Below are 11,553 nucleotides of genomic sequence, written 5' to 3'. Positions count from 1 at the left end.
CTGCACTTGGTGCCTTCGACGATCATGAGGCGCTCGTGGACGTAGTCCGCGGCGCTCAGCCGGAAGGCGGGCAGGAACGGGTTGTAGTTGGCCTTCGGGGACGTACCGCCGCCGAAGTCGCCGAAGTTGAGGGATTTGATCATCCCGTCGGCAGTCGCGGCGTTCCCCGAGTCCTCGGTGCCGGTACAGCCTGCGAGCAGCAGGCTCAGACTGGCTGTTCCCGCTATGAGGGCAGTCGTGCTCCGTGGTCGTCTCATCCTCGCGTACCTCCGTCGGTGCGTCCCGGCGTGCTGCCGGCTGTTGGTGGTCGATCACTTCCGTGCCGGGTCCGCCACCGATCGGTGGCGAGAACCCGGGACCCCCCGAGGTCGGCGGCGACAGGTCGGATGTCGCCGCTGGTACGTCCGTTGTGGCTGGTTGAGCCGTCAGGAGCCGTCAGGACAGCCGCACGATCCGCGCAGCACCAGTTCGGTGTCGAGGACGGTGTCGCCGTCCTGTTGGGTCAAGGGGGCGCCGAGCAGCCGAGCCGTGGCCGTCGCCAGTTCGCGGACCGGCTGCCGCACCGTGGTCAGCCCGGGCTTGACCAGGGCCGCCATCGGCATGTCGTCGAAGCCGGTGACCGCGATGTCCTCCGGTACCCGCAGTCCGCGGCCCAGCGCTCCGAGAATCAGTCCGAGCGCGGTCTCGTCGTTGGCGCACACCACGGCATCGGGCGGGTCGCCTTCGTCGAGGAGTGTGCTGGCGGCGATCGCGCCGTCGGACTGCTGGAGCCCGAGCCGTACCGGGTCGGCGGGCGGTGCCGTACCGGCCGCATGGTGAGCGGCGAGGAAGGCCTCCCAGCGGGCCGTTACGTCGGGGGAGCCCTCGGGGTGGCCGACGAAGGCGAGCCGGCGGTAGCCGTGGTCGACGAGCAGATGCCGGGTGAGGATGCCGACGGTGCTGTTGTCGGTGCTGACCGAGGCGTGCGCGGGGCCTGCCTCGCCGGCCATCACCACCACCCGGATCTGCTGGGACACCTGCTCGACGGCGGCTTCGGAGACCGTCCCGGCGTGGATCGCCATCCCGTCGACCCGGCCCGCGAGGTCGATCACCTTGGCGTCGGTGTCGGCCCGGTAGTGCGAGGCCAGCAGCAGCACTTGGTCACCGGTCGCCAGGGCCTCGGCCTCGAAACCCTGGATCAGCTCGGAGAAGTACGGTCCGGAGAGGCCGGGGAAGACCAGGCCCAGCGCGCCGTGCCGCTTCTCGGCCAGCGCCCGCCCGAAGTGGCTGGGGCGGTAACCGTGTTCCTCGATGACCCGCAGAACCCGGTCGCGCAATTCCGGGGAGACCTGCGTCGAGCCCCGGGAAACCCTTGAGACGGTGGCGGGTGAAACGCCCGCTTTCTCGGCGACCCATCGAACATTAACGCGACTGTTGCCCATTGGCCCGGCTCCCGATATGTTCCTGAAACCGGTTTCAAGAGACCGGTTTCACGACCATAACCAGATCCCTTCCTCGGTGGCAATACCTGCGGCAGCGGCCCGGTTGGCCAGGCCTGAGGACCCCCGACGCTCACCCGGTGAGGACGTACCCGTGAACACACCGCGCACCTCGGATCCGACACCCCAGGCCCGCAGTCAGGAGAGCGGGCTTCCCGGCCGGCCTCCCCGGTCGGTGCGCCTGGCGCGCCGTCGGCTTCTGGTGGACGGGGCCCCGAGGGTCCTGATGGCCGGCGAGGTGCACTACTTCCGGCTGCACCGCCGCGACTGGGCCGACCGGCTCGACAAGCTCGTAGCCGCCGGGTGCGACACAGTGGCCAGCTACATGCCGTGGCTCGTGCACGAGACCGCGTCCGGCAAGGTCGATCTGACCGGCAGCACCAGCGAGTACCGCGACCTCGTGGGCTTCCTCGAACTGGCCGCCGAGCGCGACCTGCTGGTCATCGCCCGCCCCGGCCCGTTCGTGATGGCGGAGCTGAAGAACGAGGGCATTCCGTTCCGCGTCTACCGCGACCATCCGGACGCCGTACCGCTCGGCTGGGACGGCGAGCGTGGACCCACCCAGACACTCGACTACCTCGAGCCCGGGTATCTGGCCGAGGCCGAGCGCTGGTACGCGGCGATCATGCCCGTCCTCGCCGACCACCTCGTCACCCGGGGCGGACCGGTCGCCGCGGTGCAACTGGACAACGAGGTCGGGATGTTGTCGTGGGTCACCAACACCCCCGAGCTGACCGACCGCACACTGGCAGAGCTGGCGTCCTGGGCCGGTGAGCGATGGGGCCACGACGAAGCGCGGCGGAGGTACGGGGCCGACCCCCACGACGCCGGGGCCTGGGCGGCCCGGTGGCGCGCCGGCGGCACCGACGGGGGGAGCGAGGCCCAGCAGTTGGCGCTGCACCACGACCTCGGCGCCCACCACCGGGACCGCTACGCGTCGTACCTGCTGCGGCTGCGCGAGGTCGCCGTGGAGCACGGCATCGACGGCGTGCCGTTCCTGATCAACCTGCACGGCACGTCCGAGGGGCGTGGCCGCACCTTCCCGATCGGCATCAGCCAGCTCTCCAAGGCGTACGCGGGCGTGCCGCAGACCACCTCGGGCTCGGACCACTACATCCACGAGCTGACGGTCGAGAACGTCCCGGACCTGTACGTCATCAATGCCTTCATGGCAGCCGTGCACGACGTCGACCAGCCCATCACCTCACTGGAGTTCGAGTCGGGCACCGGCAACTACGGCGAAGACCTCAGTCGGCAGGCCAGCCCGGAGAGCACGGAGCTGAAGACCCGTCTCTGCGTCGCGCAGGGCAACCGGCTGATCAACTACTACTTGTTCGCGGGCGGCCACAACCCGCCGCTGGACGAGCCCGTCGGCGACGGCAACGACCGGATCGCCTTCACCGGCGAGCGGCACGGCTTCGCGGCCCCGGTCGACCCGGAGGGCAGGCTGAGCGAGACCTACCCGGCCGCCAGGAGTGCGGTACGGGCCGTCAGCGGGAACGAGCACCTGCTGGCCGACATGGACGAGGAGCACGACGACATCGTGCTCGGCTATGTGCCGGACCACTATCTGACCGAGTACCACCACCCGTCCTCGGCCCGGCGGGGCAGCCTGGTCCAGGAGGTCGAGCGGTTCCGCGGGATGGGCCCGCGGGACATCCTGGCCCGCGCTCTGCTGCTCGGCGGCCACACCTTCGGCGCGGTCGACCTGTCCGGCGCCCCGGCCTCGGCCGGTGCGGACCTCGACCCCGCCGGTCCGGTGATCGCGCTCGCCACTCCGTCCGTTCTGGGGCGCGCCGTGCAGAAGCGGCTTGCCGCGTTCGTACGGGCCGGCGGGCGGCTGCTGCTGCACGGTGTGCTGCCGGAGCTCGACGACGACGGGATGCCCTGCACCGTGCTCGCCGACGCGCTCGGGCTCGGCGCGACCGAGGTCGTCGACGGCAAGGTCCACTACTTCCCGTCCGTGCGCGCCACCGACTGGGCGGGCCCGCAGCCCGAGGTCCGGGTGGGTGTCCTGCAGCGGCTGCGGGCGACCGGCGCGACCCGGGCCGAGCCGCTCGCGGTCGACATCGCCGACGGCTCCCCGGTCGCCTTCGAGGTCACGGTGGACGGCGGCGGGCGGGCCGTCGTCCTGGCCTGTGACTACCCGTGCCACCTCGACTTCTGGCGGTCGCTCCTCGGCCGCCTCGGGGTGCGCCGCCACCTGGTCGCGCACGGCGAATCACCGGGTCTGGTCGCCACCACGACGGTGGACGGCACGGGACAGCGTCTCGTGCACCTGGTCAACGTCGCCACGGTCCCGCAGAAGTTCACGCTGGACGTGGCCGGTGTGCCGCTGGCCGGCGGCGCCGAGATCGAGCTCGGGGTGCGCAGCGGACGGGTACTGCCCATGGACATCCGGCTCGAGGACGCCGTACTGCGGTGGGCGACGGCCGAGTTGGACGGTGCGGGTGACGGTTCGACCGTGCTGCTGCGGCGCGGGAACGGGCCCGGCAGCGCCCTCTTGGAGACCGGCCGGGAGGTCGGCGTGGACGGCGACAGCGACGCGGAGGTGGCGCGCGCCGAGGGCGGCGGCCGGCTGGTGACCTGGCCGGGAGGTGCGGACGGCGCTCAGCTGCGGATCCGGCTGACCTGACGGTGGAGGGGCGGCGAAGACGCGGCGGAAACCCATCGCGGCACCCGGGAGGAGCAGCACCGTGACGCACATCGACCATGCGGGTACCTGGCACGAGGCGTCGTTCCGGCTCGTCGAGACCTACGACGTGACGGTCGGCGCGCACTGGCGGATCGACCTCGACCGCCAGCCGTACGGCGAGATCGTGCAAGTCCTCTCCGGATGCTGCCGGTTCGTCCAGGGCGAGGAGTCCGCCGACGTCGGTCCGGGCGGTCTGGGAATCCTGCTGCCCGGTCCGGCGCGGTCCACCCTGGCCGTCGGCGGGGAGCCGCTGCGCTTCACCGGGTTCGGGTTCCGCGTCGAGCTGTTCTGCGCGGTCGAGCTCTCCGGCCTGCTCGGACTGCCGCTCCACCTGCCGGCGCCCGACCCCGCGTCGGCCCGTCTCGTCGCGCAGGCGGTCCGCAGCGGGAGGTCGCCGAGTCCCGGGTCGGCGCTGCGGGCCCGCGGCTACGCCGAGCTGGCGACCGCCGAACTCGTCGACCGGCACGGCGACGTCGGGCTGGTCAGCGGCAGCCGCCGGCCGGAGATCGAGGCCGCGCTACGGCTGATGGACCGGGACTTCTCCGAGGATCTCGACGTCGCCAGACTGGCGCGCTCGGCGAACCTGTCGCCCCAGCACTTCGCGCGCTGCTTCAAGGACGTCGTCGGTGTCCCGCCGATGGCCTATCTGCAGGCGCTGCGGCTGAGCCGGGCGCGCGCCGCGCTGGCGACCACGCGGCGTACGGCCGTGGCGATCGCTGTCGAGCACGGCTTCGCGGACGCCGCTCACTTCTCCCGCGCCTTCAAGCGCACCTACGGCGTGACGCCCACCTGCTTCCGCCGCCTGTCGGCCTCGTCCGCCGCCGAGCCGGAGCTCGCGGCGCAGCAGGGCCCGTCGTCGTCCTTGCAGACAACGGGATGAGCGTCCGGGACAAGACCCGAGGGTATTGGGTCGCGGACGATTGCGTCCTCGGCGACCATCCGGCCTCGACCAGGAGCGACCTATGACCACACGCGACGCGGCGCCGGCGACCGACGCGCAGCGGACGGAGTTCGACCGGTGGGGCTTCATCGCCCTGGAACGGTTGACGTCCGCCGGGGAAGTGACGGCGCTGCAGGCGGTCTACGACCGGCTGTTCGAGCACGGCTCGGGAGTCCGTGAGCGGGATCACCTCGAACTGACCAGTGACCGGGGGCTGTTGCCGCAGATCCTGAACCCCGACCACTACGCCCCCGAGCTGCGGGAGACCGAGGCGTATCGCAACGCGGGTCTCCTCGCGCTCCGTCTGCTCGGTCCGGAGGCCGTCCCGACCGGGATGCACGCCATTCGCAAGCCCGCCCACAGCGGCGCCGAAACCCCCTGGCACCAGGACGAGGCCTACTGGGACCCGGCCATGCGACACCGGGCGATCAGCGTCTGGATGCCGCTGCAACCCGCCACACCGGACAACGGCTGTATGGAGTTCCAGCCGGGAAGCCATCTGCAACCTGTGCTGCCGCACCGGCTGATCAGCCCGGACTCGCACGGTCTGGTCCTGGCCGATACCGGCGTGGTCTCCGAAAGCGTGGCCTGCCCGCTGCCGGCGGGCGGCGCCACGGTGCACGCCAACCGGACGCTGCACTACGCCGGGCCGAACACCACGGGTGAACCACGGCGCGCCCTGATCATGTCCTTCGCGTGCCCCGCGCAGCCCTTCGGTGAACCCCGCCGGTTCCCGTGGCAGCGGACCGAGTGGGCCTGACCCGCAACACCCCATCCGTAACACCCCGCACGGAAGGAATCTGACGCGATGACCTTGAACATCGGCGTCCTCGGACTCGGAAGCGTGTTCTCGGGCCCCTACGCCGCACTGATCACCCGGCTCTCACAGGAGGGCAAGGTGCGGCTGGTCGCGGGTTACGACCCGGACCCCGGGAAGCGGGAAGCGGCCGCCGGCCGGTTCGGGATGGAGACGTCGTTCGACCGGGCCCAGGACCTCATCGACCGCGACGACCTCGACATCGTGCTGGTCCTCACCAGCATGAACGAGCACGGTTACCTCGCCCGCGCCGCACTCGCCGCCGGCAGGCACGTGCTCGTCGAGAAGCCGATGTCCTCCTCGCTGGAGGAGGGCGCCGAGCTGATGGAGGCAGCCGCCTCGGCCCGGGGCCTGCTGGTCTGTGCACCGCACGTCGTGCTGTCGCCGACATACCAGGAGATGCACCGGCGGGTACGGGCCGGGGAGATCGGCGACCTGCACCTGGGCCGGGCACGCTACGGCTGGTCGGGACCGTGGTGGGGCCGTTGGTTCTACGAGCCCGGCGGGGGCGCCCTGTTCGACCTCGGTGTCTACAACCTCACCAGCCTGTGCGGGTTCTTCGGCTCGGTGCAGCGGGTCACCGCGTTGGTGGGTACGGCCGTCCCCAAGCGGGAGGCCGAGGGCGGGAAGGTCACGGTCCGCGCGGACGACAACGCGCACGTGCTGCTCGACTTCGGGGACGCCCGCTTCGCCTCCATAGCCACCGGCTTCACGATGCAGAAGTACCGTTCACCCGCAGTGGAGTTGTACGGCTCCGCCGGGGTGCTCCAGATGCTGGGCGACGACTGGGCGCCAGAGGGCTTCGAGCACTGGTCGAACGATCGCGGCTCGTGGGAGCTGGTTCCCGAGGCGGACTCGCAGTGGCCCTGGACCGATGGGCTGCGGCACCTCGTCGAATGCGTCGAGAACGGAACGTCGACCCTCACGCGGCCCGAGCACGCCTTCCACGCGCTCGAGGTGATGCTGGCCGCCAAGAAATCGGCTGCCGAAGGGCGGGTCGTCGAGGTGCGCAGCACGTTCCCCGACCTCGACTTCGGCGTCACCGGCGGCGCCGACGCCGACGACCGCGCGAAGCACGACCCTCGCTCCGCGTAGGAGGTCAACCGGACCGTGCCGCGGAGCTGTGGCGGCCCGTGCCTGCCGCGACGCGGCGCAGCACGGGCTGTCCCCTTGCGGTTGCGGTTGTCGGGACCGGCGGATCGCGGATTTCCGAGCACCATGCCGGCCTGCCCTGCGGGTTCGTCAGACGCCGGGCTGCGGAGCGCCTTCCGGGGCACGCAGCATGCCTTCCGGCAGGTAGCCGGAGCTGATGCCCAACTCCCACCCGTGCACCTGGACGGCCAGCGCGGCCAGCGCGATGGTGCCTGCCGGCAGCAGACTCCGGGGTGCCGCATCGGCCGCTCCGCTCCCGCGGTGCTGGACGAGACGACCATCCAGGGCTCGTTCGAAAGCCGGCTGATCGTCTTCCAGGAGCACTCGAAGCAGCTGCTGGTCCGGCGTCAGCTCACCGAGGGCACTCAATCGCCGAGCCGCTTCAGCGCGCTCTTCGACGTCCGGCTTGCGCAGAGTCACAGCGGGCCAGTCCCCGGGCAGGTGCCCGGGTGCTTCGGTCAGATAGCGGCACAACGCATCCATCTCCGCGAGACCGGCCGGATCCGAACGCGACTCCAGCGTCGAGTAGGGCACCCCATCGCGGATCGCGGGCGCATAGTCCGACCGTAGCAGCAGGCCGATCACCCGGTCCTTCTCCCAGATCGCACCGCTGATCAGGCACATCGCGAACGCGTCCAGCCACGTCCTCGCGGTGGGCGCTTGGTCCAGGTCTGTGGAACCGAAGTCCTCGCTGCTGAGTGTCTGGTTGATGAGAGGGAAGGGGATCTTGAAGTCGCCGTCGGGGAAAGCGCCGAGGCCAAGCGCCCCCAGGGCGCACTCCGCCGCGGTACGCAGCACTACGCGTGAGGGGGCGGCGCTGAGCGTGGGGTCTTCTTCCAGGGTGCGAGCGGCGACGTTGTCGAGGAGCTTGTCGCACATCGTCTGAAGCCTCTGCAGGGACAGTCTGCGGTAGCGCAGCCCGTGCCAGTGGTCGAACGCCTGCCCCCAGATGTCCTCCAGTGCTTCTGCGATCCTCTGTTCACCGACCTCGTGGCACGTCACTTCCGGCACGAACGTCGCCCTTCCTTGATCCTTCCGGCTGGCGACGGGAGGGTACCAACGCTTCTTCACCGGGCGCAGCGCCTTTCCGTCGGTGCCCCGTCCCGAGGGCGTAGCGCCGTCCTGCGGCCTGTGGGCCCCGGCCGGAGCTTGCAGCCACCGGCTGACACGCTTACGTGAAAGGGATGTTGAGCCGGCGGCTCGCCGGGTCGGTGGTCAGGATGCGGTGGACGGCCGGCATGTCCTGGTACCTGGCACGTACGACGCTCCCGCTCCCCGTCCCCATGGCCCCGCACCTTGTCGAAGGCCGGGGACCGGGACTTCACGTCCTCGGGGGTCCAGGCCGCATGGCCGACGACATACTCGGCGCAGCCCGCGATGGCGCAGGAGGGGGCCGGGTGCGTTTCGCTGGTGGACGGCCCCGCTCCTGTGCCGGACGGTCAGCGGTAGTAAGGCTCGACTACGGCCCGCACCTCGTCGAGCAGCGCGGGGCCGTCCTGCGGCACGGGCGGTCGGCCGTTGCCGGGCCTGATGTCCAGAAACTGTTCACTGGACAAGGCGAACACCACCTGCCGCAATCCCGCCTGTTGGATGGCGGTCTCGCACATCCCGCACGGCTGGCAGCTGGTGTACATCGTGGTGCCCGCCGCCGTGTCCGCGTCCAGCTCCCGCGCGGCCCACCTCGCCAGCTTCAGTTCCGGGTGTGCGGTGATGTCCCTCTCGGTGAGGGTGGTGTTGTGCTCCTCTGCCAGCACCGCACCGTCCGGTCCAGCCAACAGGGACCCGAACGGCGGGTTACCGCTTGCGAGTGCCTTGGCCGCGAGCGCGATGGCCTGTCGGAGGAGGGCGTGGTCGTCGGATGTGATCATGACTGCTCCGTTGTGGTGGGGGTCGCGTAGAAGTGCGCGGCCACGGTGGCGAGGGCCTGCCAGGCCGCCTGCGGGTGGCACGTTTCGCGGGGATCGCCGTGGTAGGTGTCGAGGACGACGGACTCGGCGCCCAGCAGCCGCAGTTGGTCGAGGTCGTCCATGATCTGCTCGATGGTGCCCTCGCCGGCGAGCCGTTGCGGTCCGGCGATGGGTGCCGCGGTGAGGCGGAGGGCGATCCGGGGAGCCAGGGCGGGCACGGGGAGGTGTTGCTCGTCCGCGTACGCCTTCAGCCTGCCCGCGGCTTCGCGCAGCCACTCCAGGGTGGTGTTCAGCGGATGCCAGGCGTCTCCGAGCCGTACGGCCCGGCGCAGCCCCGCGTCGCTGTTGCCGCCGATCCACACCGGGATCCTGCGGTCTCCGTAGGAGGCGGTGTCGGTCCAGGCCGCCCGCATGTCCCGCAGGTGGTCGTCGGTCAGCCGCCCGCGCTGTGCGAAGGGGACGCCGAGGGCGGCGAACTCCTGGCGTGCCCAGCCCACTCCCACGCCGAGGACCAGTCGACCGCCGCTCAGCTCGTCCAGGTTGGCCGCCATCCGGGCGGTGAGCAGCGGGTGCCGATAGGGAGCGATCAGGACCGTCGTGCCGAGCCCGATGCGGGTGGTCAGGCCGGCCAGCCAGGACAAGGCGGTGAAGGGCTCGTAGAAGGGTGCCGGATAGGGCTCGGCGACGTCGGGCGTGATGACTACGTGGTCCGAGAGCATCAGGAGGTCGAAGCCCAGGCCCTCCACGGTCTGGGCCCAGCTGCGCAGGACTCCGGGGTCCGTGCCGGGGCCGAAATTGAGGACGTTGACGCCGATCTTCATGAGGCCCAACCCTAGGCAGGACGCATGGGTCGACAAAAGGGATTTCCGCCGGTTCAGAGGCTGTTCGGCCGTGGATCCGCCGGTAAAATGGGCGGATGAACGAGAATCTTGACGCGACGGACTGGGCGATCCTGGATGAAGTCCAACGGGACGGCCGGATCGCGTTCACGGAACTGGCACGGCGGGTGAATCTGAGCCCGTCGGCGACCAAGGAGCGGGTGCGCCGGCTGGAGGCGGCCGAGGTGATTACGGGGTATCGGGCGGAGGTGGACCTGGAGCGGACCGGGTACCCGGTGGCGGCGGTGGTCCGGCTCAAGTACCCGGGGCCGGGGACCCGGCACGTGCCGCTGCGCCGGCTGCTCGGGGAGCGCCCGGAGATCCTGGAGTGCCTGCGCACCACCGGAGATGACTGCTACGTCATGAAGGTGGCGACCACATCGATGGCGCACCTGGAGGAAATCGTCGACGAGCTGGCCGAGTTCGGGAGCACGACCACCAACCTCGTCCTCAGCCGGACGCTCCCGTTCCGCGGCCCCGGAGTCCCTCGGGCGAATACCGCCGGCTAGGCGCTGGGAGGTGGCGTGGACGCCACAGCCGGGTGTCGCCTGAGGCCCAGCAACGGCGAACGCCCCAAGTGCCCTGGCAACCGTCACAGTTATGTGGGGCCGCTCGTGCCCAGACAGTCTGCTCGGTGGCACCTGGGCGACTTCCTGATAGATCCAGCAGTGGATCGTGGTGAGTTGACGGATGGGGCGTGCAAGGTGGTTGCCCTCGAGCGGGGAACTGCCCAAGAGTTGCGGCCGGTAGGTTCCGCGGGCTGAAGAAGAGGCGGTTTGCATCGTGGTCGACTTGAGCGAGGAAGCCAGCACGGCGGGACCCCCTCGGCGGCTGGTGACGACAGTCATGGCTTCCGGCCTGATGGGCGCGGTGTACTCGGCGGGGATGCCCTCTGCGAGCGCCGCTGGGCGAGGTACGGGCGCACGCCGCCGTGACCCCGCCCACCACGACGTGCTGTTCGTGAGCGCGCACCCGGATGACGAGGCCGGGAACCTGTCCACCTTCGGCTTGTGGCGTGAACGGCGGGGGCTGCGCACAGGCGTCGTCACCATCACCCGGGGGGAGGGCGGCGGCAACGCGGTCGGTCCGGAGGAGGGCGCACCGCTGGGCATGCTGCGTGAGGACGAGGAGCGCTCCGCGACCGCGCTCGCGGGGATCGAGAACATCTTCTATCTCGACAAGCCGGATTTCTGGTACACGCTCTCCGCCCCGCTCACCGAGCGGATCTGGCACGAGCAGGACACCTTGGAACGCATGGTCCGGCTGTTCCGCATGGCCACACCGCAGACGGTCGTGACCATGGATCCCCGTCCGTTCAACCAGCACGGCGGGCATCAGATGTCGGCGCGGCTGGCGATCGAGGCGTTCTTCCTGGCCGGTGACGAACGGGCCTTCCCGGACCAGTTGACGCGCGAGTGCCTGCGCCCGTGGCGACCGCGGCGGCTGCTGTCCCAGAATTACGGTTTCTCAGATCTTCTCGGGCCTGAGGCGGCCAAGGAACGCCACACCGACCCGGACACGGGCCTGCCCGTTGTCGGCGTCTGGTCGGGGCACACCTCGCGTGAGCACGGGAAGACGTGGGCGCAGGTCGAGCGCGACGCGAGCCGTATGTACCGCAGCCAGGGCTGGGCCGCGCTGCCGCCCGAGGTTCCCACGGACCCCGAGAAGCTGGGTTCGGACTGGTTC

Annotated in this window: 11 protein-coding genes; 6 read left to right on the top strand and 5 right to left on the bottom strand. The window is 70.6% G+C overall.

Going from position 1 to position 11,553, the window contains the following annotated elements; all coding sequences use genetic code 11:
* Together ACRDP3_RS07365 and ACRDP3_RS07360 are read right to left on the bottom strand one after the other, a co-directional pair.
* Positions 1-257, bottom strand: a 257-nt coding sequence (locus ACRDP3_RS07365) for a hypothetical protein (protein ID WP_431516029.1), incomplete at its 3' end; no start/stop codon positions are given.
* 168 nt (positions 258-425) lie between these two features.
* A complete protein-coding gene (locus ACRDP3_RS07360) occupies positions 426-1,421 on the bottom strand; it encodes a LacI family DNA-binding transcriptional regulator (RefSeq protein WP_431516028.1) in 996 nt (331 codons plus the stop codon).
* 16 nt (positions 1,422-1,437) lie between these two features.
* On the opposite strand from ACRDP3_RS07360, the gene ACRDP3_RS07355 reads away from it, so the two are divergent.
* The 4 genes from ACRDP3_RS07355 (at position 1,438) to ACRDP3_RS07340 (ending at position 7,025) form a co-directional block, all read left to right on the top strand.
* A complete protein-coding gene (locus tag ACRDP3_RS07355; RefSeq protein WP_431516027.1) occupies positions 1,438-4,113 on the top strand; it encodes a beta-galactosidase in 2,676 nt (891 codons plus the stop codon).
* Positions 4,114-4,174: 61 nt separating this feature from the next.
* A complete protein-coding gene (locus ACRDP3_RS07350) occupies positions 4,175-5,053 on the top strand; it encodes a helix-turn-helix domain-containing protein (RefSeq protein WP_431516026.1) in 879 nt (292 codons plus the stop codon).
* Between the two features lie 82 nt (positions 5,054-5,135).
* On the top strand, positions 5,136-5,873 hold the full coding sequence (locus ACRDP3_RS07345; protein WP_431516025.1) for a phytanoyl-CoA dioxygenase family protein: 738 nt from the start codon (positions 5,136-5,138) through the stop codon (positions 5,871-5,873).
* Between the two features lie 48 nt (positions 5,874-5,921).
* Positions 5,922-7,025, top strand: a complete 1,104-nt coding sequence (locus ACRDP3_RS07340) for a Gfo/Idh/MocA family protein (RefSeq protein WP_431516024.1) — start codon at positions 5,922-5,924, stop codon at positions 7,023-7,025.
* Positions 7,026-7,172: 147 nt separating this feature from the next.
* Here ACRDP3_RS07340 and ACRDP3_RS07335 read toward each other — a convergent pair whose 3' ends face one another.
* From ACRDP3_RS07335 to ACRDP3_RS07325, 3 genes are all read right to left on the bottom strand, one after another.
* Positions 7,173-8,093: an immunity 49 family protein gene (locus ACRDP3_RS07335; RefSeq protein WP_431516023.1), complete on the bottom strand. Its 921-nt coding sequence runs from the start codon at positions 8,091-8,093 to the stop codon at positions 7,173-7,175.
* Positions 8,094-8,521: 428 nt separating this feature from the next.
* Positions 8,522-8,950: a nucleoside deaminase gene (locus ACRDP3_RS07330; RefSeq protein WP_431516022.1), complete on the bottom strand. Its 429-nt coding sequence runs from the start codon at positions 8,948-8,950 to the stop codon at positions 8,522-8,524.
* Entirely contained in the window at positions 8,947-9,810 is an 864-nt protein-coding gene (locus ACRDP3_RS07325) for a TIGR03619 family F420-dependent LLM class oxidoreductase (RefSeq protein ID WP_431516021.1), read from the bottom strand. The genes ACRDP3_RS07330 and ACRDP3_RS07325 overlap by 4 nt, the downstream gene beginning before the upstream one ends.
* Positions 9,811-9,905: 95 nt before the next feature.
* Between ACRDP3_RS07325 and ACRDP3_RS07320 the strand changes: the two genes are divergently transcribed.
* Together ACRDP3_RS07320 and ACRDP3_RS07315 are read left to right on the top strand one after the other, a co-directional pair.
* Complete coding sequence (locus tag ACRDP3_RS07320; protein WP_431516020.1) at positions 9,906-10,376, top strand: Lrp/AsnC family transcriptional regulator; 471 nt, start codon at positions 9,906-9,908, stop codon at positions 10,374-10,376.
* 283 nt (positions 10,377-10,659) lie between these two features.
* Positions 10,660-11,553, top strand: an 894-nt coding sequence (locus ACRDP3_RS07315) for a PIG-L family deacetylase (protein ID WP_431516019.1), incomplete at its 3' end; no start/stop codon positions are given.

This window comes from Streptomyces sp. (assembly GCF_050698815.1).
Classification (GTDB): Bacteria; Actinomycetota; Actinomycetes; order Streptomycetales; family Streptomycetaceae; genus Streptomyces.
The sequence above is the reverse complement of the archived record's forward strand: the minus strand, read 5'-3'. Positions and strand labels throughout refer to the sequence as shown.

Excerpts from the sequence above, each read along its gene's own strand:
- ACRDP3_RS07360 (WP_431516028.1), bottom strand. The coding sequence starts at position 1,421 with ATGGGCAACAGTCGCGTTAATGTTCGATGGGTCGCCGAGAAAGCGGGC.
- ACRDP3_RS07355 (WP_431516027.1), top strand. The coding sequence starts at position 1,438 with ATGTTCCTGAAACCGGTTTCAAGAGACCGGTTTCACGACCATAACCAG.
- ACRDP3_RS07345 (WP_431516025.1), top strand. The coding sequence starts at position 5,136 with ATGACCACACGCGACGCGGCGCCGGCGACCGACGCGCAGCGGACGGAG.
- ACRDP3_RS07340 (WP_431516024.1), top strand. The coding sequence starts at position 5,922 with ATGACCTTGAACATCGGCGTCCTCGGACTCGGAAGCGTGTTCTCGGGC.
- ACRDP3_RS07330 (WP_431516022.1), bottom strand. The coding sequence starts at position 8,950 with ATGATCACATCCGACGACCACGCCCTCCTCCGACAGGCCATCGCGCTC.
- ACRDP3_RS07325 (WP_431516021.1), bottom strand. The coding sequence starts at position 9,810 with ATGAAGATCGGCGTCAACGTCCTCAATTTCGGCCCCGGCACGGACCCC.
- ACRDP3_RS07320 (WP_431516020.1), top strand. The coding sequence starts at position 9,906 with ATGAACGAGAATCTTGACGCGACGGACTGGGCGATCCTGGATGAAGTC.